Genomic DNA, 23,975 nt, shown 5'->3' on the forward strand with positions numbered 1-23,975 from the left:
CGACGATGGCGCGGGACGAGCTCGAAGCGGATTATGTGATCGTCGGCGCGGGCTCGGCCGGTTGCGTGCTTGCTGCCCGATTGAGCGAGGATCCGCGCACCAGAGTCATCCTGCTGGAGGCGGGCGGCGATGATCGTCCGTTCAAGGAACCGTCCCAGTTCCTCAGCAACATGTGGATCCATGTCCCCATCGGCTATTCGCAAACGCTGAAGGATCCCAAGGTCAACTGGCTTTACCAGACGGAGCCGGACCCCGGAACGAATGGCCGCCAGCACGTCTGGCCGCGCGGCAAGGTGTTGGGCGGGTCGTCTTCGATCAACGCCATGCTCTATGTGCGCGGACAACGCAGCGACTACGACCATTGGCGCCAACTCGGCTGCGAGGGCTGGGCGTGGGACGACGTCTTTCCCTATTTCCGCAAGGCGCAGCACCAGGCGAAGGGACCTTGCGACACCCACGCGACCGGTGGCCCGTTATATGTCGGCGACCCCGCGGACACGCATGAGGTGAGCGAGGCGGCCATCAAGGCTTGTGAATCGCTCGGCCTGCCCCAGCGCGATTGCAACGGACCCGAGCAGGAAGGCGTCAGCTGGTTCCAGGTAAACATCCGGGACGGCAGGCGTTGTTCGGCGGCGGTGGCCTATCTGCATCCGGCCATGGGCCGACCGAACCTGCGGGTCGAGACACGAGCGCTGGCCCGCCGCCTACTGTTCGACGGCAGACGCGCGACGGGCCTCGAATATCGGCAAGGCGGAGAAACCCGGGTCGTGCGCGCCCGCCGCGAGGTCATCCTGTGCGGCGGCACGATCAATTCGCCGCAATTGCTCGAGCTGTCGGGCATCGGGCAGGGCGAGCGGCTACGGTCGCTCGGCATTGAGGTGGTGCATGACCTGCCCGGAGTTGGCGAGAATTTGCAGGACCATTTCGTGGTCGGCGAAACTTACCGGCTGAAGAAGGGAATTGTGTCGGTCAACGAACTGGCGCGCGGCCCGCGCTTCCTGCGCGAGGTAGGCCGCTACCTGACCCACAAGCGTGGGTTGTTAACGCTGTCGGCCGCGCATGTCGCCGTGTTCTGCAGGTCGCGGCCGGACCTCGCCGGGCCGGACATCCAGTTCCACATCCTGCCTGCGACCATGGACGCAGAGAAGCTCAGCAACGAGCAGAAGATGGAGCTGGAAAGGGAACCGGGCCTGACTATCGCGCCGTGCCAGCTGCGGCCGGAATCGCGCGGATCGGTGCACCTGCGCTCGGCCGACGCCGACGATCACCCGGCGATCGCACCCAACTATCTGGCCGACCCGATCGACCAGCAGGTGGTGATCGCAGCGCTGCATTGGGGCCGGCGGATCGCGGCGACCGACCCGCTCGACGGCTACATCGATCATGAAACCAAGCCGGGTGCGGACGTCCGGACCGATCAGCAATTGCTCGACTATGCGCGCGAATATGGGACGACGATCTACCACCCGGTCGGGACCTGCGCGATGGGCCGCGACGCCCGCGCGGTGGTGGATGCGGAGTTGCGCGTTCACGGAATCGACGGGCTGCGCGTGGTGGACGCCTCGATCATGCCCCGGCTGGTCAGCGGAAATACCAACGCGCCGACGATCATGATCGCCGAAAAGGCAGCCGATTTGATCCGCGGTTGCCCGTCGCTGAGCGCCGCGGCCTAGCTTCGCTTCAGCATCATCCCGGCCATGCGCCGGGCCATCGTGCCCCACGGGGGACCAAGCCGCTCGAACATATTGATGAAGCCGACCCTGTGCACCGCGCGGGCATGGCTGAAGCGCTTGAATCCCTCCTGCCCGTGGTAGGCCCCGATGCCACTTGGACCCACGCCGCCGAACGGCAGGCTTTCCTGCGCGATGTGGAGCAGCGTGCCGTTAAGCGTCACTCCGCCCGATAGTGTCCCGTCGAGCACGCGCTGGTGCGCGGCTTTGTTGTTGCTGAAGCAATAGAGCGCCAGCGGGCGGTCACGCTCATTCACATAGGCGATTGCATCGTCCAGCTTGCGGAACGGGACGATCGGCAGGACCGGGCCGAAGATTTCTTCACTCGCGAGGATCGTCTCTTCAGGCGCGTTCAGCACGACAGTCGGCGGTACCTTGCCGGCCGCGATCGCCTCCTCCTCCTCATAGGTCAGCACCGTGGCTCCGCCGTTGCGCGCCGCGGCCACTGCGTCGAGCAGCCGCTGGCGATGCCGCTCGCTGATCACGCCCGAATAGTCGGGATTGCCTGCAATCTTGGGGTAGCCCTTGCGGACCTCGGCCAGCAGCGCGTTGGCCAAGGCCTCCGCCTTGTCTTCAGGGACCAGCACGTAATCGGGCGCGATGCAGGTCTGACCCGCATTCAGGAACTTGCCGAACGCGATGCTTCGGGCGGCTTTTTCCAATGGGTAATCGTCACACAGGATGACCGGTGATTTGCCGCCCAGTTCCAGCGTGACCGGCACCAGGTTCTCCGCCGCCGCCTTATAGACTTGGCGCCCGACCGACGTGGAACCGGTAAACAGCAGGTGGTCGAATGGGAGGGAGGCGAAAGCCTGCCCCACTTCCACGCCGCCGGTTACGACCGTTGCTTCTTCGGGATCGAAATATTCCGCAATGGCGGCTTTGAGGGTCTCGCTGAATGCGGGGGTCAGTTCGGACGGCTTCAGCATCGCCCGGTTGCCGGCGGCGAATGCGTCGACGAGCGGCGAGAGGGCGAGATTCAGCGGGTAGTTCCACGGCGAGATGATGCCGATGACGCCCAGCGGTTCGTACCGGACCCAGGCCTTGCCGGGTCGGAAGTTGATGCCGACGTGGCGCCGCTCCGGTTGCATCCAGCGGGCGAGGTTGCTTCGGGCATGACGGATCGCGCCAAGGGTCGGGACCAATTCCATCAATTCGGTTTCGATCCGGGCCCGGGTGCCGAAATCCTTGGAAATGGCGTCGGCGAAGGCATCGCCATGCGTCTTCACCAGCGCGGCCAGCCGATTCAAGCGGTCGAGCCGCCGCCCAAGGTCTGCCGGCGCTTCGCGGCGGGACGCCCGGTGCTGCGCATCGAACAGCGCCCGCATTGCGGTGGTCGCGGGGGCGGGGCTGGGCTTGCGAACATCTGCGTCGGCCATCGTCATCTCCGCGAATTGCCGGCGGCTGATAGCTGCGGCAGCGACAATTAGCGCCGATTGTGAAGTCATGCCAAGCGGCTCGTCATCCCAAGCTCCATTCGGTATCCAGCATCCCTAATTCGTCAGTCGAAGGATCAGTGGATGGACAGGGCAAGGCAGATCAATGTCGCGTCTGTCATCGTGGGTACTGCCGCCGGGCTGGCGATGCTGTATTTCCTGCGCGACATCCTGATCCCACTGGTGATCGCGCTGGTGCTGATGGTGCTGGTCCAGGCGTTGGTCCGAGCGATTGGTCATCGCTGGCGCTGGATGCCCGACCTGCTGGTGTCGGTCGTGGCTGCGGTCGTGATCATCGCCATGTTTTCCGTGGCCGTAACCGTCCTCGTCCAGGGCGTGACCCAGATCGTGCAGCAGGGCAGTGCTCTGGTGGCGAGGATCGAAGGGCTTCTGCAGCAGGCGAGCCAGTCGTGGGATCTTCAACAGCCGCTGCATATCTCCACCGTCATCGGCCAGATCAGCGTGCCGCGCATCGCCGGCCAGCTCCTGGCCGGGGTGCAGGGGCTGTTTTCGACCCTGTTGCTGGTGGTTCTCTACTTCGTGTTCTTGCTCGCCGAGCAACGCAAGGTCGCGCGCAAGGTGCGAAACATGGCCGGCAGCCGGTCGCGCTCGGCGATCATCCTCGACGGGCTTGAACAGGTCGGCGAGGATATCCAGACCTATGTCTGGGTGCAGACGCTGACCGGCTTGATGCTCGCCGCCGGCTCGGGCCTCATCATGTTCGCGGTCGGCCTCGACAATGCGCTGTTCTGGACCTTTGTCCTCTTCCTGCTGTCGTTCATTCCGATCCTTGGCGTGACCGTTGGATCGGTCGCGCCCGCGCTGTTCGCCCTGCTGCAATTCCCGACCCTCTGGCAGGCGATCGCGATCTTTGGCGGCATCCAGGTGGTTGCCTTCATCATCGGCAACCTGGTCTATCCAACCATGCAAGCCCAGACGCAGAACATCAGCCCGGTCGCGACTCTGCTGTCGCTGGCATTCTGGACGTCGCTCTGGGGCATGACCGGCGCCTTCCTGTCGGTGCCGCTGACCCTGATCCTGATGCTCATTTGCGCAAAGTTCGACAGCAGCCGCTGGGTAGCGGTGCTCCTGTCGAACGACGGTTCGCCCTATGCGATGAGCAGCGGCGGCAGCAAAGGGCGTCGCTCGATTGAGTCCGCGGAACCCTGACTGCTGCCACTCATTCCCCATACTTCGGCACGAAGGGCGAGGAACGGCGATGCGGTGGTCGATGATGGTTTTGGGCGCGACCCTGGTGGGCGGCTGCGCGACGACAAACAATTCCGCTGCCGGCGTTACCCACCTCGTTTGTGGATCGACGATCCGTCTCGACATCAGTCATGACGGCAGCGCCGCGACCGTTCGCGACAGCGAAGGGCGCGAGTTCGTTCTGTCGCGCGTGCCGTCGGATCTCGGCGTCCGTTATGCCGGTCAAGGCATTTCCGTCCTCCGTTCGGGCGACAACTACGTGTACACCGACATCAACAACGCAACCCTCCCCTGCGACCGCCTTCAGCGGTAATGATTGGTGATTGGTAGGGCGGGTCCGGCGGGTCTCGCACAGTGAGGCGCTGGGTCGTCTGGACTGGCTCGCTAGTCGTCGGCTTCCTCGCGACCATCCTTGTTGTTCGGGCGCTCAATCCGCTTCCTGGCCTAGCCGGCCGGCAGATATCCCGAGCAATCGAGCCCGACGGCACCACTTCGCTCGCTCGATCAATTCGGGATCAGCTGCGGACCCGCCCGGGTCAGTCCGGGCTCCGACTGCTGTGGGACGGGCGCGAAGCATTCGCCACCCGCATCCTGATGGCGCGGGCAGCGGAACGAAGCATCGATATTCAATATTACATCTGGCACGACGACCTGACGGGCGGCTTGCTGTTCGACGAGGTGCGCGCCGCTGCGAATCGGGGCGTTCGGGTCCGGCTTCTGCTTGACGACAACAACACGGCCGGCCTCGATCCGCTGCTGGCGCGGCTGGCAGCGCATCCGAATATCGAACTTCGGCTGTTCAATCCTTTCACGATTCGCTGGCCGAGGCTGCTGGGTTGGGTCGCCGACTTTGGCCGCTTGAATCACCGGATGCACAACAAATCGTTTACCGTCGACAATCAGGCAACGGTGATCGGAGGCCGCAATGTCGGGGACGAATATTTCGGGGCGGGGGGCGGAGCTCTGTTCGTGGATCTTGATACCCTCGCGATCGGCCCGATCGTACAGGACACGTCGCAAGACTTTGATGGTTACTGGAACAGCGCGTCCGCCTATCCCGCCGAGACTATCCTGGACGAAAACGCACTTGCGGTTCCCCCTAAGCGCGCTGATCGCCGTACTGAGGCGGCCAGGGACTATATGCGGTCCATTCGGGAAACGCAGGTCGTTCAGCGGCTAAGCGCTGGTAATCTTCCGCTCAGCTGGGCCAATGTCACGCTGGTCAGTGACGACCCCGCCAAGGCGCTTGGCCAGGTCAAACGCAGCGAGCTCCTGATCACACAGCTGGAGCAAATCCTGGGCGTGCCTACGAACCGGCTGGGGCTGGTTTCCGGCTACTTCGTGCCGACCGAAGGGCTGGTGGCAAAGCTTGGCGCGACAGTCGATCGCGGGGCTCGCGTACAGGTCGTCACGAACGCCTTCGAGGCCACGGACGTCCCGATTGTCCACTCCGGATACGCAGGTGATCGAACGCCGCTGCTGCGCTCCGGGGTGCGTTTGTGGGAATTGAAACGGGAGGTCGGAGCGATCGCGGCCGCACGAAGTTGGCGCGGAACGGGGCGCGGCAGTGGCACTCCGGGCAGTGGCGGCAGCGGTTCGGCCAGCGGCGTCCCGCAAGGCGCCGGGCAGGCCCTGCACGCCAAGACTTTCACGGTTGACGGGCGCCGACTGTTCGTTGGCTCCTTCAATCTCGACCCGCGCTCGGCGCGGCTCAATACGGAGCTTGGCTTCGTCATCGACAGTCCCGCGCTGACCGGCTTCGTCGAGCAGCGTCTGGCTGATGCGTTACCCGCTGCCGCCTACGAGGTCCGGCTGGATCGTGACGGAGGTCTGGAATGGGTCGAGCGGCAGGGCGGTCGGCAAATCGTTCACCGGACCGAGCCCGGCACCACGGGCTGGAGCCGGCTGGTCATTGCAGGCCTATCCCTATTGCCGGTGGAATGGTTGTTATGAGATCGCCGTAACGGCTGGACGGATCTAGCGACTCAACTCTGTCGGCTCGGGCAGGAACCCGGTTGTTGCCGATGACCAAGCACTTTTGAACGAAGGACTTTGAGATGGCGGACACCGAAGCGCGCATGCCGGCTCTGTTCATCGGTCATGGCAGCCCGATGAACACGCTGGAACAGAATGATTTCACCCGCGCATGGGCCGGCATGGGTCGAGACCTGCCGCGACCGCGCGCCATTCTGGTCGTGTCGGCCCATTGGTTCATTGGCGCGACGGCGGTCACGGCCATGGCGCGACTGCGGACCATTCATGATTTCTACGGCTTTCCGCCCGCGCTCAACGAGTTCCAGTATCCGGCGCCCGGGCTTCCCGAGCTTGCAGAGGAAATCGCGGAAGAGGTGAAGCCGACCTGGGTCGGTCTCGACCAGGATCAATGGGGCCTCGATCATGGCACTTGGAGCGTGCTTGCCCACCTGTATCCGGACGCGGATATTCCGGTGGTTCAGCTTTCCATCAACGCGCTAAAACCGATGAACTATCATTTGGACCTGGGTGCCCGGCTGTCCGCGCTACGCGACCGCGGGGTCATGGTGCTGTCCAGCGGCAACGTCGTTCATAACCTGCCCCGGGTGCAATGGCACGATCCCGATGGCGCGTTCGACTGGAACGAGCGCTTCGATCGAGCCGCCGAGCAATTGCTGACGGAAGATCCCTCGGCAGTCCTGAAGCTCGTTGAGCATCCAGATTACGCGATGGCGGTCCCTACACCAGATCATTTCATCCCGCTGCTCTACACGGCGGGGTTGGCCGCAGCGCAGAACAAGGGCGCGAAGGCGCTGGTACGCGGCTATGCGATGGGGTCATTGTCGATGACCTGCTACGGCGTCGACGTGGATGCGGAATGTCCGATAGCGGCCGATGGCGCTGCCACAATCCCCAGCGACGTGCCCGCCGACCAGAGCAACATCTGACGGGGTCGCTACGGACGCGTCAGATCCCTTGCTCGACTGCAGGCCAGGCACCGGCCTGGTGACCCCTACGGGACTCGAACCCGTGTTTTCGCCGTGAGAGGGCGACGTCCTAGACCGCTAGACGAAGGGGCCGTGAAGCGGGAGAGGGGCGCATATGGCGGCGTGGGCGGTGCTAGTCAATCAGGCGATCAGCCGCTCCGCTGGGGCCTGACGGGCGGCGAGCCAATGGGCGATGATCGCGGCGATGCGGGGGGCGGCGTGCCCGTCACCATAGGGCAGGCATGGCCGCGCCATCGCGGCGAGCGCGTCCGGATTCTCCAGCAGCGATCGGGCAGCGGCAACGATGCGAAGGGTCTCGGTTCCCACCATCAGCATGTTGCCGCTGGCGATGCCTTCCGGGCGTTCGGTCTTGTCGCGCAGGACGAGCAGCGGAACGCCGAGCGCAGGGGCCTCTTCCTGAAGGCCGCCGGAATCGCTGAGCACCAGCGTGGCCGATCGAACGGCAGCGATCATTTCCGGATGCTCCATCGGTTGGAGCAATGCGACGCCAGACCGGCCGGCCAGCATATCTGTCATGGTCGCGGCCTGGGCCGGGTTGGGATGCAGAACGACATCGACCTGCCGGTTGCCCTTATCGGCGAGGGCAACAAGGGCGGTGGCAATCGGGCGGAATGCGTCGGCCCAATTCTCGCGGCGGTGGCAGGTCACCAACAATCGCTGGCGCCCGGAGGTCGGCGTGGACGACGCAGGTAGCGGGCCGACCAATCCGGCGAGTGCGTCGATGGCGGTGTTGCCAGTGACATGGATCTCGCCGCGCACCCGTTCGGCACGAAGATTGGCTGCGCTCAGCTGGGTGGGGGCGAAGAGCAGTTCGGCGTCGGCGTCGATGGCGACGCGGTTATCTTCTTCCGGCCAGGGAAGCAGGGGGTCGTGGGTGCGCAGGCCCGCCTCGACATGCCCGACCGGCGTTCCGGTAACGAAGCCCGCGAGCGCGCCGCCCAGCGCGCTGGAGGTGTCGCCTTGGACGAGCAGTAGCTCGGGTCGCTGAGACATTAGGGCAGGGACCAGCGTCTCGCAGACATCGCGGCTGAACAGGTGCGGATTGGGACGGCCGCGGCAGCCGAGCAGCAGCGTCGCCCGGCCGGCAAGGCCGAAGGCGGCAAGGTCGAGCGAGGGATGTTGGCCCGTGACGACCAGCAGCGGGACCAGTCCTCGCGCTTCGAGGGCGTGGACAACCGGGGCAAGCTTGATCGCTTCGGGCCGAGTGCCGATGACGATCCAGACGGACGCAGAAAACACGAAGGAAGCCCCTGAAAAGAGGAGCGATCCGGCGCGGCGAGAAGTGGACGCAAACTCCGCGCTTGGCAAGCTGGCGCACTGCGGGAGTTTGTTTATAACGGGATAAGGGGAGCAGATTGGGGGGATCGATGCGCGGCTGGCAGCAGGACGATGGACGATGCTGATCGCGCAGATCACGGACCTTCACATCGGCTTCGACCGCGATAATCCGCATGAGCTGAACGTCCGCCGCCTGAACATGGTCGTCGACCAGATCGGCGAAATCCGGCCCCGCCCCGATCTGCTGATCGTCAGCGGCGACCTGGTCGAGCATGGCGACGACCAGGGGGCTTATGACCATGTTCACGCGCTTGTCGGGCGATGGCAGGGACCGGTGCTGTTCGCCGTCGGCAACCACGACAGCCGTGCGGAATTTTCGGCGGAATTTCCGAACGTGCCCAGAGATGCCAATGGCTTCGTTCAGTACGAAGCCGAGCACGGCGGCCTGAGGTTCATCGTGCTCGATACGCTCGACGAGGGGCGGCATGGCGGGACCTTCTGCGAGGCGCGCGCGGCATGGCTAGCCGAGCGGCTGGCGGAGCGGCCCGACCAGCCGACGGTGCTGGTGTTGCACCACCCGCCGCTGGACACCGGCATTCCATGGATGAGTGCACTGCCGCATGAAGGGTGGGTAGAGCGGTTGCGCGCCGTGGTCGCGCCTGCTGCGCAGGTGAAGGCGATGCTGTGTGGCCATGTTCACCGGCCGATCGCGGCAAGCTTCGCCGGCAAGCCGCTGGTGGTGGCGCCCTCGACCGCGCCGCTGGTCGCGTTGGACCTTGATGATGTCGACCCGATGTACCCCGATGGGCGAGCGCTGATCATCGCCGATCCGCCTGCCTTCGCACTGCACGACTGGGACGGCGAACGGCTGCTTACGCACTTCGAGGTCGCCGGGCCGCGCCACGTGCTCGCGACCTATGATTCCAATCTTCAGCCGATGATGAAAGCGTTTCTGGCAGAACGCGGAACCGGCTGAGCCCTAGCGGAAGTTGTCGGCGTAGGCCTGCAGCTTCAGCTTCACCGGCGGCGCGGGGACGATGTGGTAGGCAAAGCCGTGTTTTTCCGCATAGGCGACGGCCTCTTCCCTGGTGTCGAACGCGAGCCGAACCTGCGTTCGGGTGTCGGCATTGCCGACCCAGCCCATCAGGGGGTCATGCCGCTGCGGCCGGCTGTTTTCGAACTCCAGCGTCCATTTGCCGGTCTTGGCACGGCCGGAAGAGGTGGTCTTGCGATCCTGCTCGATGATGCGGGCGGTGGGCATGGTGCGGCTCACGTGGCGGATGATGCCCGACAAATCAAGCGCGCCGGCCCTCGGCCCGCTTGGTGCGCAGCGTCGGGGCGGCAGTGGCGGGATCGTCGGGCCAGGGATGCCTGGGATAGCGCCCGCGCATCTCCTTGGCGACGTCGCGCCAGCTGCCGGTCCAGAAGCTGGGCAAGTCGCGGCTGGTCTGAATGGGCCGCCCGGCAGGAGAGGTGATGGCGAGCGTCAGCGGCACTCGGCCGTTCGCCAGCATCGGGTGGTCCGCAAGCCCGAACAGCGCCTGCGCCCGAACCTCGACGGTCGGACCGCCGGCCGCGAGGTAGTCGATCGGGTGCCGGCTTCCCGCCGGAGACGCGAAATCGGCCGGGGCAAGTTGGTCCAGTCGACGCCTGCCGTCGTAGCCGAGGAGGTTGTCGAGTGCCTGCCGCAGGGCGAAAACATCGATGTCCGACAGCCGCCGCTTGCCCGCAAGCAAGGCCGGGAGCCACTCCTCGAGCCGCTCAAGCAAACTCTCGTCGCCGAGCGACGGAATGGCGGGGTCATGGGCGGCGGCGAAAGCGGCACGGGCCCGGACCTGAGCGGCCGTATCGGTCCAGGGGAGTAGGTGGAGGCCATGCGCGCGAACGCCCGCCAGCAACGCATTCTCGATGGAGGCTTGGTCGGGCCTGGGATCTGGGCCGCTCGACAGGCGGATGGCGCCAAGCTGGCGGGTGCGGGTCGGGGTCACCGCCCCGGTGGCTGGATTGAAGCTGCCGTCGTGCCGGCTTTCAACGCGATCCGCGAATAGGGCGAGCACGTCCGCTTCCTCGATCGCGGCGGCGGAGAGGATGCGTGCCCCCGACGCAGCGCCGGCGACCTCCGCAACCGCGAGCCAGGGCGAACGGGCAAGCGGGGAGGTCGGGTCGAGGCGGAAGCCGCGACCGCCCACGCTTTGCCAATGTTCCCCGCTTGTATCGCGGCGGCGTGACAGGCGATCGGGGAAGGCGAGGGCGATTGCGAGCGGCAGTCCTTCTGCCTGTCCTTTCGGCTGATCGGAAGCAGCCCAGCGCCGCGCCATTCGCCTTGCGCCCTCGGCCCGTGGCGAGCGGTCGTTCATCCAGCGCCGCAGTCGAAGCTCCAGATCAGGGTCATTACCGCCAAGTTTGCGCTCGGTCAGCAAAGCGGCGGCATGCGCGGCCGCCGCCCCGTACCCGCGCGCTTGCGCCTCGATCAGCATGTGGGCGAGGCGGGGTTCGAGTGGTAGACGGGCAATGGCGCGACCGTGGTCGGTGATACGCCCGTCGTTCCCAAGAGCTCCCAGTGCGAGCAGCCGGTCACGGGCTTCCGCCAGACCCGCCGGCGGGGGCGGATCGAGGAAGGGCAGGCGCGCCGGGTCCGCCTCCCCCCACAACAGGCAGGTCAAGAGCAGGCTCGACAGGTCGGCCTCGAGGATTTCGGGCGGGTCATGGGCCGGGAGGCCGGCGTTTGCGCCTTCCTCCCACAAGCGGATCGCGATGCCGGGCGCCTGGCGGGCGGCGCGGCCGGCGCGCTGGGTGATGGCGGCGCGGCTGGCGCGTTCGGTGACGAGCCGGGTAAGGCCGGCCCCCCGATCGTAGCGCGGACGGCGGGCAAGCCCACTGTCGATCACGATGCGAACGTCCTCCAGCGTGACGCTGGTTTCCGCGATGCTGGTCGCGAGCACCAGCTTGCGGGTGCCGGGCGCAGGCGCCGCAAGCGCGGCCCGCTGGTCGCGCGGATCGACACCGCCATGCAGCTTGTGGAGAACGGTTCCGGCCGGCAGCGCGCCAAGCGAGTCGGCGGTGCGCTCGATCTCGGCCACGCCGGGCAGGAAGGCGAGCAGCGATCCGGAGTGTTCGGCCAGAGCACGGCGACAGGCGGCCGCAATCTGCGGCTCGATCCGTGCAACCGGATCGCGCCCGATATGGTGGAGGGTGAGTGGGTGGCTCTTGCCTTCGCTCTCGATGCGCGGCGGGTCGCCGAGCAACCGGCCGAAACGCTCGCCGTCCAGCGTCGCGGACATGGCGACGATCCGCAGGTCATCCCTCAGTGCCGCTGCGGCATCGAGCGTCAGGGCAAGGGCAAGGTCATTGTCGAGGCTGCGTTCGTGCACTTCGTCGAACAGGACGGCGGACACGCCGGCAAGCTCCGGGTCGGCCTGGATGCGCGACAGGAACACGCCGTGGGTCATGGTGATGATGCGGGTGGACTTGCCCGTCCGGCTGTCCAGCCGGGTCTGGTAGCCAATGGTGCCGCCGGGCTCCTCGCCCAATTGCAACGCCATGAACTCGGCCGCCGAGCGGGCGGCAAGGCGTCGGGGGACGAGCAGCAGGACCTGGCCGGTGCACCACGATTCCGTAAGCAGAGCCGGCGCGACGGCGGTAGTCTTGCCCGCACCCGGCGGGGCGATCAGCAGCGCGCGCGGTTGGTCGCGCAGGGCGGCGACGAGGTCGGGGAGGACGGCCTGGATCGGGAGCGGACGGCCGCTCATTGCGCCCCCTCCGCAAGTGCAACTTGGACGAGTTGGACATTAGGTCCCCCATTTGTTCGCCTACGGTTGCGAAGCGGCAGCGGGATCGGGGGGAGGCTAGCCGGGCGAGCGGGCTCGGTCATGAAGTCTGCAGTGGCAGATCGGCGGCAAGTAGGACAGGGTTTTGATCCGTCGGTCGATGCTTTGACGTCCGCTTAACCAAGCCGCACTATGCGGGACGAATGAACCGCCAGCACTTGCCCGAGATCGACGCACTGCGCGGGTTGGCGGCATGCGGCGTCGCCTTCTTTTCGCACTTCAACCTGTTGAGCGGCGTGCGCGGTGGTCCGCTGGCGGAGGTGGGTCCGTTCGGGTGGTTGTACGAGGACGGCACGTCGCTGGTCGACCTGTTCTTCGTGCTGTCGGGCTTCGTCATGTCGCATGTTTATCTCGACCGGGAGCGCGGCGGCTTGAGCGACGGCGTGACCTGGCGCGATTACATCGTTAGCCGCTGGGCCCGGCTCTACCCGCTGCATCTGGCAACGCTGATCCTGGTCGCGCTGCTGCTGACCATGCCCTCGATTCTGGCGGTCTATGGCGGGCGGCCACACGACGCGTATCACTTCGTGCTCAACCTGCTGTTCCTGCAGCGCAGCGGGCTTGAGGAGTATCACAGCTTCAATATCGCGGCCTGGTCGCTGACGTCGGAGATAGCTGCCTATCTGGTCTTCTTCACGACCGTGCGTTGGATGCCGGGGCGCCTGCCAATCCGCTATCTGCTGGTGTTGCTGGCGTCGCTCGTGCTGCTGTTGAGCGGCGTACTGAACCTGTATGTTGTGCGCGGCCTGTTCGGTTTCACCGCCGGATGCCTGCTGTGGCACGCCTGGCCACAGGTGCAGAGGATCCCCGCGGCGGTGCTCGGGATGGTGCTGGTCGCCGGCTTCATCGTCACTTTTCGGGTGCTGGACATCGGGCGGCTGGACCAGCTGCTGTCGTCCGCGCTGGTCTGGCCGGCGCTGATCGCGCTGGCATGCCGGGAGCCGTTCTCACGGCTGGCCCGGACGCGCCTGCTGCAGTGGCTCGGGGCAATCAGCTTCTCGGTCTATCTGCTGCACATGCCGATCTATATGCTGCGGCCGCTGGTCGTCGGAGTGGAGCCGGTGCCGGAAGCGTGGTGGGGCGTCGCGAATATCGTTTCGGCCGCACTCGTGTTGGCGGCCTCGCATTATAGCTATCGCTATTTCGAGACACCGGCCCGGATCGCCATTCGCCGGCTGAACGAGCGCACGTGCGCGGCGACGATGCAGCGGGGGTTGGGCCAGCCCACCTGAACTAAGCGAGCGCGGAGGAAAGGCGATGGCTTCGTCTCTCAGCGTCGCTATACCGGCTGAGGAGTGAGCGGGAGACAGCCGTGTTCCTGGCGTTGTCGATGCTGTTGCAGGCGAGTGCTGACGCGCCCGGCCGGATCGATCTTACACTGACGGATCCATGCTCGCGCCGAGGAAAAGATGCCGATGTCGTCGTCTGCGGCCGAAAGGACAGCCGCAGCCCTTACCGGCTGCCGCAGATCGCCGAAGAGCCCACCGGGCCGATCAAGGCCGAGAAGAGCCTGGGAAAGGGAACGGTCCTCGCAGCCGAAACCGAACACGCCAATGTGGGCGGGTTCCCGTCGAACCGGATCATGGTCCGGCTCAAAATAAAGTTCTGAAAATCCAGGCAGCCCGGCAAGGCCGCCAGCCTTTAATGCCGGGCGAAGACCGTCGCCTTGCCGTCCTTGCCGATCAACATGGTGGCATAAGGTTCGCGGTGATTGCCATGCTCCATGCCGGGCGAGCCCATCGGCATGCCGGCAACGGCGATCCCGCGCGCCTTCGGCTTTTGCGCGAGCAGGCGCTTGATGTCGGCCGCAGGAACATGCCCTTCGATCACATAGCCGTTCACGACGCTGGTGTGGCAGCTGGCAAGGCTGTCGGGAACGCCCAGACGCTTCTTGACCGCCGCCATGCCCTCGGTCGCGACCGTCTTCACCTGAAAGCCGTGCTGCTGAGCATATTCGGCCCACTTGCCGCAGCAGCCGCAGGTCGGCGACTTGAACATGGTCATGGTCGCGGCGTGGGCGGCGGAGCCGAGGGTGAGGGCGGCGAAGGCGACGAGGCCGTAGATGCTCTTGCGGTTGATCATGCATTTGAATTGTCAGAAAAGACCACGGATTTCAACTAGATGTTGCCGAAGCAATCGCATTGAGGGGAGCAGGACTCGGGAAGCCATTGGTTCATGATATACTCCCGACTCCGGTAAGCCTGTATCTGTGGAGGGTTCCATGAGATTGCTCTGCCTGATGGCGGTTTGCGCCACCGTCCTGACCAGTCTGCCCCTGAGCACCCTGGCCGCGGCTGTTCCGCGCGAGGATAATCGCGAGATCAAGTCGACGTGCGAGACTCTGTTGCGAAACGACTATGAGGGTTTCCCGATCAGCCTGGGAGAGTGCATCGCGGGTGAGCGCGTCTCGGCCCAAGGCCGTGCAGCCCTGGAATGCCGGTTCCTGCTGGAAACCGGGCAGTTGCCCGCCGAGGGATATTCGGATTTCCCGACCTGCGTGCGCCTCTATCCGGAGACCGAGTTCCCGCCGCAGTAGGCAAGCGCGGCCTCAGTAAGCCCGGGCAACCGCGAACTCGACGGCGTCCGTCAGGGCGGACTTGGCCTTGCCGGCCGGGAACATGGCGAGCGCGTCGATCGCGCGGCGGGCGTAAAGGCGGGCGCGTTCCAGCGTATCGACAATCGCACCGGTGTCGCGCAACAGCCCGATCGCGTGGACGAGATCGTCGTCGCCGACCCGCTCACCACTGATCGCCTGAGCCCAGAAGCGCCGGTCCGCCTCGGACCCGCGGGCATGGGCAAGGATGATCGGCAGGGTCATCTTGCCGTCGCGGAAGTCGTCGCCGAGGTCCTTGCCGCTGGTCGCTTTCTCGCTGGTGTAGTCGATGGTGTCGTCGACCAGTTGGAAGGCGATGCCAAGATTCCGGCCGTAGCTTTCGAGCGCGTCTTCCGCTTCTTCGCCAGCCTCGGCCACGACGGGGGCGATGCGGCAGGCGGCGGCGAACAGGGCGGCGGTCTTGGCCTGGATGATGCGCAGATACTTGTCCTCATCCGTGCCGATCTGACGCTGGGCGGTCAGCTGATCCACCTCGCCCTCGGCAATGACGGCGCTTGCGTGGGACAGGATGCGCAGCACCTTCAAGGACCCGTCCTCGACCATCAGTTCGAAAGCGCGGGAAAAGAGGAAGTCACCGACCAGCACGCTGGCGGGATTGCCCCAGATCAGGTTGGCGGTCCGCTTGCCCCGCCGCATGCCCGAGCCGTCGACCACGTCGTCGTGGAGCAGGGTGGCGGTGTGGATGAACTCCACCGCGGCCGCCAGCCTGTGGTGGCGGGTGCCGGGGTAGTCGAGCAGACAGGCGCTGGCGAGCGTCAGCATTGGCCGCATGCGCTTGCCGCCGCCCGCGATGAGGTGGCCGGCAAGCTCGGGTATCAGCACCACTTCCGATTGCATCCGGTCGAGGATGATGGCGTTGACGCCGTTCATGTCGGCGGCGGTCAGCGCGATCATCGGGTCGAGCGACGGGGCGCGGCTTGGGGTCAGCGAGTGGAGGGAGGCGGTCACGGGGGCGAGTTAGTCGCGGTTGGGAGTGGGGGCAAGCCTAGCCGGCGGGCAGCTTCAGCCGGGCAAGCAGGCCCCCGAGGTCCTCGCTTTCCTCCAGCGTGACGGAGCCGCCGTAGATTTCAGCAACGTCGCGGACAATGGCGAGGCCGAGGCCGGTGCCCGGCTTGCCGGTGGTGTCGAGCCGCTTGCCGCGGGTAAAGAGTTCGGTGCGCAGGGCGGCGGGAATGCCCGGGCCGTCGTCCTCGACCGCGATGGAGATGTCGGTGCCGCTTCGCTCAACGGTAACGAACACGCGGCCGCCGCCGTATTTCGCGGCGTTCTCGACGAGGTTACCGAGCATTTCGTCGAGGTCCTGGCGTTCGACCCGGACCTCGGCGCGCTTCTCGCCGGCGATATCCACCGCAACGCCTTCGTACATGCGCTCCACCGCCCGCTGGACCGCCGTGAGGCTTTCCCACACCGGCGCGCGGGCTTGTGCGGAGGCGCGGCGGCCGATGGCGCGGGCGCGGGCGAGGTGATGGTCGACCTGTCGCCGCATGGTCGTCGCTTCCCGGCAGACGGTGTCGGCAAGGTCGGGCGCAGCGGCTGTGGCGGCGTTGGTGATGACCGTGAGTGGAGTCTTCAGCGCATGGGCGAGGTTGCCGGCATGGCGGCGCGCTTCTTCCGCCTGATCCTCGTTGTGGGCGAGGAGCTGGTTGATCTCTTCGGTCAGGGGCCTGATCTCGTCCGGGAAGTCGTCGGGGATGCGGGTCTTGGCGCCTGAGCGGATCGCCATCACCTCGCTTCGGACGCGGCGGAGCGGCCACAGGCCATAGAGCGTCTGCAGCGCGGCGAGGACGACGAGACCAAGGCCCAGGACGAAGAAGCTCCAGCCGAGGGTGGTGCGGAGTTCGGCTACGTCCTTGTCGATGGCTTCACGACTCTGGGCGACCTGAAAACGCCAGCGTGTTTCCGAGCCGGGGAGAATTACGTCGCGTTCGACGATCCGGAGTGGCTCGTCCACAAATTCGCTGCTGTCGTAGAAGTGCGGTTCGACGTGGAAGTAATTGTCCTTCACCTCCAGCCGGCGATCCCACAACGACCGCGACGGGAAGCTATCCGCGCCGATCCCGCTGATCTGGAAATAGAGCCCCGAGTTGGGTTCGATGAAGCGCTGGTCGGCGGGCGGGCGGTTGAAGGCGACCTCGCCTTCCGGATCGATCTCCGAGGCAGCGATCATGGCGTTGACGACATATTCCAGCTGGGCGTCGAAATTGCGCACCAGGCTGTTGGTCAGCACGCGGTCGAGCGCGAAGCCGCCGACAAGCAGAAGCAGCGAGATCCACAGCGCCGCGACAACGATCATGCGGCGGGTAAGCGATCCGGTGCCGCGCGGTCGCAATGCCACCGCGGGACCTTCCGCCGGAGCCTTGGAGCCCGCGGCTAGGCCGGGGGCTTCGGCATTCACGCCGCCTGTTCCTCCAGGCTGTAGCCGAGGCCGCGAATGGTGGTGATGACGTCGGCGCCAAGCTTCTTGCGGATGCGAGTCACGAAGACCTCGATCGTGTTGGAGTCACGGTCAAAGTCCTGGTCGTAGATATGCTCGATGAGTTCGGTGCGGCTGACCACCTTGCCCTTGTGATGCATCAGGTAGGACAGCAGCTTGTATTCCTGCGCGGTCAGCTTCACTGGCTCACCCGCCTTGGTCACCTTGCCCGAGCGCGTATCGAGCCGGATATCGCCGGCGATCAGTTCAGACGAGGCATTGCCGGACGAACGGCGGATCAGCGCGCGCAGACGAGCGATCAGTTCCTCGGTCTGAAAGGGCTTGGCGAGATAGTCGTCGGCCCCGGCGTCGAGGCCGGCGACCTTGTCCGACCAGCTGTCGCGGGCAGTCAGCACCAGCACCGGCATCTTGCGCCCCTCCTTGCGCCAGCGATCGAGCACGGTCAGGCCGTCGACCTCGGGCAGACCGAGGTCGAGAACGACCGCGTCATAACTTTCGGTCGAACCCAGGTAGTGGCCGTCCTCGCCATCGGTGGCGAGGTCGACGGCATATCCGGCGCCTTCCAGGGTCGAGCGAAGCTGCCGCCCCAGATTGGGTTCGTCCTCGACGATCAGCACGCGCATCAGTTCGTTTCCTTGTTCCGTTTGGGGCGATGAACACCCGCGAAGCTGAACGGTTGCTTAGACGGAACGATTAAGAAGGGGGAGAGGGCGCGAAACGCCTGATCGTCCTTGCGGGCATAGCGACACGCCAGCTCCCGGGACTGGACTGGCGTGTCGCTCCGCCCCTCGCAATGACGAAAATCAGTTGTCGGACCGCCCAACGATGCGGCCGGTCGCGGCGTCGACATCGACCCAGATGACCCGGCCGCCGCGCATGAACTTCAGCCGATAGTTGCGGCCGTTGAATTCAGGTCCAAGATAGTCGGCGCCGTCCATGAACGGCATGACCCGGCGCTCGATCGAGCGGAGCGGCATCGAGCGACCTTCCTGGGTCGCCTTGAACGCGCGATCCTGGTCACGCGGACGCTGGGCCGTCGCGGGTGCGGCAAGCAGGCCGGCGCCAATGGTCGCGGCAAGAAGGGTACGAAACAGGTTCATGCGAATCTCTTGAACCGGCTTGTAGCACAGCGCTTTGAATGAGTTATGAATAGTGCGGTCAGCGTTCCGGCAGCCATTTGGGCGCGTTGACGGCTGGACCCGGGCGCGTGCCGGGGTAGAGGGGCGTCATGGCTGCCCCGATCCTATCATTTGAAAACCTCGGCCTCGTGCAGGGCGACGGCTGGTTGTTCCGCCAGCTCGACATTCATATCGGGGCCCGCGACCGGCTGGCGCTGATCGGGCGCAACGGCGCGGGCAAGACGACGCTGCTGAAATGCCTGGCCGGCACGATCGACACCGATGAGGGGCGGCGCACCATCGTGCCGGGCACGAAAGTGGTGCTGCTCGAGCAGGACCCGCCGATGGGCGCACACCGAAGGCTGGAGGACTGGGTCCTGGCCGGCGACGACGCTCCGGCCGCGCACGAGGCGGCGGCGATCGCCACGCAGCTTGGCATCGACCTTTCGCGCGACGCGGCTACCGCGAGCGGTGGCGAGCGGCGGCGGGCGGCGATCGTCCGGGCGCTGGCCCAGGAACCGGACGTGCTGCTGCTGGACGAGCCGACCAATCATCTCGACCTGGCCGCGATTGACTGGCTGGAAGAATGGCTTGGGCGGTTCAAGGGCGCCTTCGTGGTGATCAGCCACGATCGGACCTTTCTAACTCGGCTGACCAGAAGCTGCCTGTGGCTGGACCGCGGCATCATGCGGCGGGCCGAGATCGGCTTCGGCGGGTTCGATGCGTGGACGGAACGGGTTTACGAAGAGGAAGAGCGCGCCGCCGACAAGCTGGACGCCAAACTGAAGCTGGAGCTGCACTGGCTGCAGCGCGGGGTTACGGCCCGCCGCCGCCGCAATCAGGGGCGGCTGGCCAAGCTCAACGAGATGCGCGCTACGCGGGCCGCGATGATCGGTGGACCCGGGGTCGCGAAACTCGGGCTGGTCAAGGACGACAGCAAGACCAAGAGCGTGATCGAGGCGGAAGGGGTGTGGAAGTCCTACCCCGCGGCTGAGCCTGGGACAGGCGGCGACCGCACCGTCATCCGCGACTTCTCCCTGCGGATCCAGCGTGGCGACCGGATTGGCATCGTCGGTGCGAACGGGGCAGGCAAGACCACCTTGCTGAAGCTGCTGACCGGCGAACTGCAGCCCGACCAGGGCCGCATCACGCTGGCCAAGACATTGTCGGGCATCGTCATCGACCAGCAGCGCAAGCTGATGTCGCCCGACAAGCGCGTTCGCGACGTATTGGCGGGGGGCGGGGACTGGATCGACGTGCGCGGCGTCAAGAAACACATCAAGGGCTATCTGAAGGAATTCCTGTTTTCGCCCGATATGACGGAAACGCCGGTCGGTGCGCTGTCCGGCGGCGAGCGGTCGCGGCTGTTGCTGGCGCGCGAATTCGCCCGGGCGTCCAACCTGCTGGTGCTGGACGAGCCGACAAACGATCTGGACCTGGAAACGCTGGACCTGCTGCAAGAGGTGATCGCCGACTATGAAGGCACCGTGCTGCTGGTCAGTCACGACCGCGATTTCCTCGACCGTACGGTGACGGTGACGCTGGGCCTCGACGGGTCGGGCAAGGTGGATATCGTGGCCGGCGGCTACGAAGACTGGGTGCGGCAGCGCAGTGGACCGCGCGGGACGCCGGCGAGGGTCAAGGCATCTGCCGGGTCGCCGCCCGCTCCGCCGCCGGCCGCGACCAAATTGTCCTACAAGGACCAGCGCGACCTCGACCGGCTGCCCGGCGAGATCGAGAAGCTGGAGGCGGCGATCGTCAAGGACGAAGCCGCGCTGGCCGACCCGGACCTTTATACCCGCGACCCCAAGCGGTTCGCCGCGTTGATGGACCACATCGCCAGTCTGCGAGCGGACAGGGACGCCGCGGAACACCGCTGGCTGGAGGTGGCCGAAATGGCGGAGCAACTGGCGGGAGGCTGACGATGCGCGAAGTGGATTTCACCAGTTGGAGCGGCCTGCTGTCCACTGTCCTCGGCCTGGCGCTGATCACCCTGGTTGCGGTCGGCATCCGCCTGCTGGTGATGACCACCATCCAGAAAAAGCGCGAGCGGGAGAACCGCCAGATCAACGAGCGGCTGCGGACCCTGATCGCGGCCTACAAGACGCTGGGCGGATCCTTCACCGGCGACCTGAGCGTCGATCCGCGTCACCTGCGCGACCTGCGGGAACTGGCCGGGCAGGACCCGCTGATCGAGCAGGCAACGGCCAACGAGCGCGCCCGGCGGATGCGCGACGCGGTGGAAGCAGCCCTGTCCGACATCATCCTGCTGGGCACCGACGAGCAGGTCCGGCTGGCCGCCGCGGCCGCGCGTGAAATGGTGGCGGGCCGCGCGGTGCACACCGGGGAGCTGGTGGTATCGCTGCGCAACTTCATCCGTGAAGCGCTGGACCTCGACGGCATTCCGCCGGACCTGGAAATTCCCCGGCAAGGGCCGCTGCGGCCGGTGACCGGAGGCGGGCGCGGGCGGGGTGAGGGCAGTCGCGAAGGGGGTGAACGGGGCGGTCGCGGCAGCGGCGCGGGCGCGGGCGCGGGCGCGGGCATGGCGGCCGGCGGCGGGCTTGGAGTGGGGATGGGGGCCGGATTGGCCGGCAGTTCCAGTCAGCCGGACGGGCTTGCGGAGGAAGATCCCACGCGCTCCGCTCCGCCGGTTTGAAAGCGTCGCCGGGACGGGTTAGCTTTGTGCTTATCCGCAGCGATGAACTGCGGCGTTGAACCGAGCGGAAAGGACGGCGGTGACATGACCCACCGGTTTGCGACTGCGGTTGTCGCATCGGCCCTCGCCTGTGCCGCCGCCCCGGCCGTCGCGGCAGGGGCCAAAGTGTCGTCTCCGGCCGCGCTCGCGCGGGAGGCCGAACGGCTGAAGCCGGGCGATTGGGTGTGGGCGCCGGACGTCGCACCGCGCGGGCCGGTCCTTGTCTATGTCGACCTCGATCGGCAGCGGGCGACGGTGTACCGCAACGGCGTCCGGATCGGGGTCAGCACCATTTCCTCGGGCAGGCCGGGGTATGAGACCCCCTCGGGCGTGTTTACCATCCTGCAGAAGAACCGCGATCATCGCAGTTCGACCTATGACAATGCGCCGATGCCCAACATGCAGCGGCTGACCTGGAAGGGCGTGGCGCTGCACGCCGGCAACTTGCCCGGCTATCCGGCGAGCCATGGCTGCGTGCGCCTGCCGATGGAATTCAGCCGCCTGCTGTTCCGGATCACCGAGCTTGGCGGAACGGTGGTGATCGCCGGGCAACATGGGGCACCGGTGAAGCGGCCTGCGGCGGGCGTGCTGACACCGGCCGACGTCGGCGGTCCCGCCGCCCGCCGGCTTCCGCTCGGGACGGCGCAGGAATTCAGCTGGAACCCGCAATTGGCTCCGGAGGGGCCGGTGTCGATCATCGTGTCGACCGGCGACCAGCAGGTGGTGGTGCTCCGCGGCGGGGTGGAGATCGGCCGGGCGCGCGCCGTGATCCGGCAGGAGGGCCTGACCCCGCAGGTCCTGACCATGACCAGGGCTCGCGACGGCCGAAACGAATGGATCCAGGTCGGAGTGTCGGCGATCCGGCAGGACGGCGGGGAGGTGGTCAGCACGCGGTCGGGCGAAGTGACCAGCACGCGCGGCGTCGAGCAGATGGGGCTGCCCGCGCCGTTCGTGACCGCCATGCGGTCGGTGATCGTGCCCGGCACGACCGTGCTGGTGACTCGCGCCGGGGTGGACGCCCAGACCACCGGGGCCGGCGCGACCATGCTGGAAAGCGATTCCGAAGCCGGCAAGGACCAGCCGGGCGGATGACCGCCGATCACGTCCTGGCGATCGACCAGGGCACCACCTCCACCCGCGCCATCCTGTTCGACCGGGCGGCCCGGGTGGTTTTCGAAGCCCGCCGGGAACTGACCCAGCATTATCCCGAGCCCGGCTGGGTGGAGCACGATCCGGAGGAGATCTGGCAAGCGGTGACGGCGACCGCACAGGAGGCCTTGACGACGGTCGATCCGGCCAGCGTCGCCGCCATCGGCATCACCAACCAGCGGGAAACCACTGTGTTGTGGGATCGCGCCACGGGCGAGCCGGTTCATCGGGCGATCGTATGGCAGGACCGGCGGACGGCAGACTCCTGCGCCAGGCTTCGGGCGGAGGGCGTTGAGCCGCTCGTCCAGCAGCGCACGGGCCTGCTGCTCGACCCCTATTTCTCCGCCACCAAGCTCGCCTGGTTGCTTGATCATGTGCCGGGCGCGCGCGAACGGGCGGAGCGCGGCGAGTTGGCCTTCGGGACGGTGGACAGCTTTCTTCTGTGGCGGCTGACTGGCGGTTCGGTGCACCGGACCGACGTGACCAATGCCGGCCGGACAATGTTGTTCGACATCCACCGCGGTTGCTGGGACCGGGAATTGTGCGGCGTGTTCAAAGTGCCCGAGGCCGTCCTGCCGGAGGTGTGCGGCAACAGCGAGCTTTACGGCAGCACGGAGGAGGGCCTCTTTGGCCGCTCGCTGCCGGTATGCGGGATGATCGGCGACCAGCAGGCCGCGCTGTTCGGGCAGGCCTGTTTCGAGCCGGGAATGGCGAAGTCGACCTATGGCACCGGTTGCTTCCTGCTGCTGAACACCGGCGACCTGGCGGTCCAGTCCGGCCACCGGCTGCTGACCACGCCGGCGTGGCGGATCGGCGGGCGGACCAGCTATGCGCTGGAAGGATCGATCTTCGTCGCCGGATCGGCCGTGAAATGGCTGCGCGACCGGATGATGCTGGTCGGCGAGGCGGGTGACACCGAGCGGCTGGCACGAGAGGCGCGGGAGGATCATGGGCTGACCCTGGTCCCGGCGTTCACCGGCCTCGGCGCACCGCACTGGAAGCCGGACGTGCGCGCTGCGCTCTACGGGCTGACGCTGGACAGCGGCCCGGCCGAGCTGGTGCGCGCGGCATTGGAGGCGGTGGCCTTTCAGACGCGGGACCTGCTGGACGCGATGGTGTCCGACGGCGGTGCCTTGTCGGCCCTGCGGGTCGATGGCGGCATGGCGGCGAACGGCTGGCTCTGCCAGTTCCTGGCCGATGTGCTGGAGGTGCCGATCGAGCGGCCGGCGAACCTCGAAACGACCGCGGTGGGCGCCGCCTTCCTTGCCGGACTTGTCGCTGGGCTGTGGTCCGGGCTGCCGGAGATCGCCGCAACCTGGCAGGCGCGCGATCGCTTCACGCCGGCGATGGCCGAGGCGCGGCGGGCGACGCTGCTCGGCAATTGGCATGCCGCGGTCCAGCGGACACTGGCTTAATCGAACTGTCCCCGACCAGACCCCGAACTGACAAACGCGGGTAACGGCGAAGTCTCTCCCACGCCCTAGCGCCCCGGTTTCAGTCATTT

Annotated in this window: 22 protein-coding genes and 1 tRNA gene; 13 read left to right on the forward strand and 10 right to left on the reverse strand. The window is 66.4% G+C overall.

Annotated elements, in window-relative coordinates:
* The first annotated feature begins 5 nt into the window (after window positions 1-5).
* Entirely contained in the window at window positions 6-1,673 is a 1,668-nt protein-coding gene (locus AC4GYS_RS06425; protein WP_491108262.1) for a GMC family oxidoreductase, read from the forward strand.
* On the opposite strand, the gene AC4GYS_RS06430 is transcribed toward AC4GYS_RS06425, so the two are convergent.
* Window positions 1,670-3,109 (reverse strand): coniferyl aldehyde dehydrogenase, encoded by a 1,440-nt coding sequence (locus tag AC4GYS_RS06430; protein WP_491108263.1) that lies wholly within the window; start codon window positions 3,107-3,109, stop codon window positions 1,670-1,672. The two genes, AC4GYS_RS06425 and AC4GYS_RS06430, sit on opposite strands and share 4 nt — an antisense overlap.
* Before the next feature lie 141 nt (window positions 3,110-3,250).
* On the opposite strand from AC4GYS_RS06430, the gene AC4GYS_RS06435 reads away from it, so the two are divergent.
* The 4 genes from AC4GYS_RS06435 to ygiD all read left to right on the forward strand — a co-directional run bounded on the left by AC4GYS_RS06435 (window position 3,251) and on the right by ygiD (window position 7,296).
* Window positions 3,251-4,336, forward strand: a complete 1,086-nt coding sequence (locus AC4GYS_RS06435; protein ID WP_491108264.1) for an AI-2E family transporter — start codon at window positions 3,251-3,253, stop codon at window positions 4,334-4,336.
* 61 nt (window positions 4,337-4,397) lie between these two features.
* On the forward strand, window positions 4,398-4,688 hold the full coding sequence (locus AC4GYS_RS06440; protein ID WP_491108265.1) for a hypothetical protein: 291 nt from the start codon (window positions 4,398-4,400) through the stop codon (window positions 4,686-4,688).
* A gap of 41 nt (window positions 4,689-4,729) precedes the next feature.
* Window positions 4,730-6,328 carry a phospholipase D family protein gene (locus AC4GYS_RS06445; protein ID WP_491108266.1) on the forward strand — a complete coding sequence of 533 codons (1,599 nt, stop codon included), beginning with the start codon at window positions 4,730-4,732 and terminating at the stop codon, window positions 6,326-6,328.
* Window positions 6,329-6,432: 104 nt separating this feature from the next.
* On the forward strand, window positions 6,433-7,296 hold the full coding sequence (gene ygiD / locus AC4GYS_RS06450) for a 4,5-DOPA-extradiol-dioxygenase (protein WP_491108267.1): 864 nt from the start codon (window positions 6,433-6,435) through the stop codon (window positions 7,294-7,296).
* 56 nt (window positions 7,297-7,352) lie between these two features.
* Here the strand turns inward: ygiD and AC4GYS_RS06455 are convergent.
* Together AC4GYS_RS06455 and wecB are read right to left on the reverse strand one after the other, a co-directional pair.
* Window positions 7,353-7,428 (reverse strand) — tRNA-Glu (locus AC4GYS_RS06455).
* 48 nt (window positions 7,429-7,476) lie between these two features.
* Window positions 7,477-8,595, reverse strand: a complete 1,119-nt coding sequence (gene wecB / locus AC4GYS_RS06460; RefSeq protein WP_491108268.1) for a non-hydrolyzing UDP-N-acetylglucosamine 2-epimerase — start codon at window positions 8,593-8,595, stop codon at window positions 7,477-7,479.
* A gap of 157 nt (window positions 8,596-8,752) precedes the next feature.
* On the opposite strand from wecB, the gene AC4GYS_RS06465 reads away from it, so the two are divergent.
* A complete protein-coding gene (locus tag AC4GYS_RS06465; RefSeq protein WP_491108269.1) occupies window positions 8,753-9,610 on the forward strand; it encodes a phosphodiesterase in 858 nt (285 codons plus the stop codon).
* 3 nt (window positions 9,611-9,613) lie between these two features.
* On the opposite strand, the gene AC4GYS_RS06470 is transcribed toward AC4GYS_RS06465, so the two are convergent.
* Together AC4GYS_RS06470 and hrpB are read right to left on the reverse strand one after the other, a co-directional pair.
* Window positions 9,614-9,895 (reverse strand): ETC complex I subunit, encoded by a 282-nt coding sequence (locus tag AC4GYS_RS06470; RefSeq protein ID WP_491108270.1) that lies wholly within the window; start codon window positions 9,893-9,895, stop codon window positions 9,614-9,616.
* Window positions 9,896-9,929: 34 nt separating this feature from the next.
* Window positions 9,930-12,383, reverse strand: a complete 2,454-nt coding sequence (hrpB, locus tag AC4GYS_RS06475) for an ATP-dependent helicase HrpB (protein ID WP_491108272.1) — start codon at window positions 12,381-12,383, stop codon at window positions 9,930-9,932.
* 221 nt (window positions 12,384-12,604) lie between these two features.
* Here hrpB and AC4GYS_RS06480 point away from each other — a divergent pair, with 221 nt between their 5' ends.
* Window positions 12,605-13,693: an acyltransferase family protein gene (locus AC4GYS_RS06480; RefSeq protein ID WP_491108273.1), complete on the forward strand. Its 1,089-nt coding sequence runs from the start codon at window positions 12,605-12,607 to the stop codon at window positions 13,691-13,693.
* Between the two features lie 80 nt (window positions 13,694-13,773).
* The gene (locus tag AC4GYS_RS06485) at window positions 13,774-14,070 is read left to right on the forward strand and encodes a hypothetical protein (RefSeq protein WP_491108274.1); all 297 of its coding nucleotides are present in this window, start codon (window positions 13,774-13,776) and stop codon (window positions 14,068-14,070) included.
* Window positions 14,071-14,102: 32 nt separating this feature from the next.
* On the opposite strand, the gene AC4GYS_RS06490 is transcribed toward AC4GYS_RS06485, so the two are convergent.
* Entirely contained in the window at window positions 14,103-14,543 is a 441-nt protein-coding gene (locus tag AC4GYS_RS06490) for a DUF411 domain-containing protein (RefSeq protein ID WP_491108275.1), read from the reverse strand.
* A gap of 139 nt (window positions 14,544-14,682) precedes the next feature.
* On the opposite strand from AC4GYS_RS06490, the gene AC4GYS_RS06495 reads away from it, so the two are divergent.
* Window positions 14,683-14,997 (forward strand): hypothetical protein, encoded by a 315-nt coding sequence (locus AC4GYS_RS06495; protein ID WP_491108276.1) that lies wholly within the window; start codon window positions 14,683-14,685, stop codon window positions 14,995-14,997.
* A gap of 12 nt (window positions 14,998-15,009) precedes the next feature.
* On the opposite strand, the gene AC4GYS_RS06500 is transcribed toward AC4GYS_RS06495, so the two are convergent.
* From AC4GYS_RS06500 to AC4GYS_RS06515, 4 genes are all read right to left on the reverse strand, one after another.
* Window positions 15,010-15,969, reverse strand: a complete 960-nt coding sequence (locus AC4GYS_RS06500; protein WP_491109370.1) for a polyprenyl synthetase family protein — start codon at window positions 15,967-15,969, stop codon at window positions 15,010-15,012.
* A gap of 91 nt (window positions 15,970-16,060) precedes the next feature.
* Window positions 16,061-17,368 carry a sensor histidine kinase gene (locus tag AC4GYS_RS06505; RefSeq protein WP_491109371.1) on the reverse strand — a complete coding sequence of 436 codons (1,308 nt, stop codon included), beginning with the start codon at window positions 17,366-17,368 and terminating at the stop codon, window positions 16,061-16,063.
* A 98-nt stretch (window positions 17,369-17,466) separates the two neighbouring features.
* Window positions 17,467-18,132 carry a response regulator transcription factor gene (locus AC4GYS_RS06510; RefSeq protein ID WP_491108277.1) on the reverse strand — a complete coding sequence of 222 codons (666 nt, stop codon included), beginning with the start codon at window positions 18,130-18,132 and terminating at the stop codon, window positions 17,467-17,469.
* A gap of 180 nt (window positions 18,133-18,312) precedes the next feature.
* The gene (locus AC4GYS_RS06515; RefSeq protein WP_491108278.1) at window positions 18,313-18,609 is read right to left on the reverse strand and encodes a hypothetical protein; all 297 of its coding nucleotides are present in this window, start codon (window positions 18,607-18,609) and stop codon (window positions 18,313-18,315) included.
* 128 nt (window positions 18,610-18,737) lie between these two features.
* Here AC4GYS_RS06515 and AC4GYS_RS06520 point away from each other — a divergent pair, with 128 nt between their 5' ends.
* The 4 genes from AC4GYS_RS06520 to glpK all read left to right on the forward strand — a co-directional run bounded on the left by AC4GYS_RS06520 (window position 18,738) and on the right by glpK (window position 23,886).
* Window positions 18,738-20,549, forward strand: coding sequence for an ABC-F family ATP-binding cassette domain-containing protein (locus AC4GYS_RS06520; RefSeq protein WP_491108279.1), 1,812 nt, complete (start codon window positions 18,738-18,740; stop codon window positions 20,547-20,549).
* Window positions 20,550-20,551: 2 nt separating this feature from the next.
* Window positions 20,552-21,283 carry a hypothetical protein gene (locus AC4GYS_RS06525; protein ID WP_491108280.1) on the forward strand — a complete coding sequence of 244 codons (732 nt, stop codon included), beginning with the start codon at window positions 20,552-20,554 and terminating at the stop codon, window positions 21,281-21,283.
* An 84-nt stretch (window positions 21,284-21,367) separates the two neighbouring features.
* The gene (locus AC4GYS_RS06530; RefSeq protein ID WP_491108281.1) at window positions 21,368-22,414 is read left to right on the forward strand and encodes a L,D-transpeptidase family protein; all 1,047 of its coding nucleotides are present in this window, start codon (window positions 21,368-21,370) and stop codon (window positions 22,412-22,414) included.
* Window positions 22,411-23,886 carry a glycerol kinase GlpK gene (gene glpK, locus AC4GYS_RS06535; RefSeq protein ID WP_491108282.1) on the forward strand — a complete coding sequence of 492 codons (1,476 nt, stop codon included), beginning with the start codon at window positions 22,411-22,413 and terminating at the stop codon, window positions 23,884-23,886. The genes AC4GYS_RS06530 and glpK overlap by 4 nt, the downstream gene beginning before the upstream one ends.
* Window positions 23,887-23,975: the final 89 nt, after the last annotated feature.

The sequence above is a fragment of the Sphingomonas sp. SP1 genome, assembly GCF_058313395.1.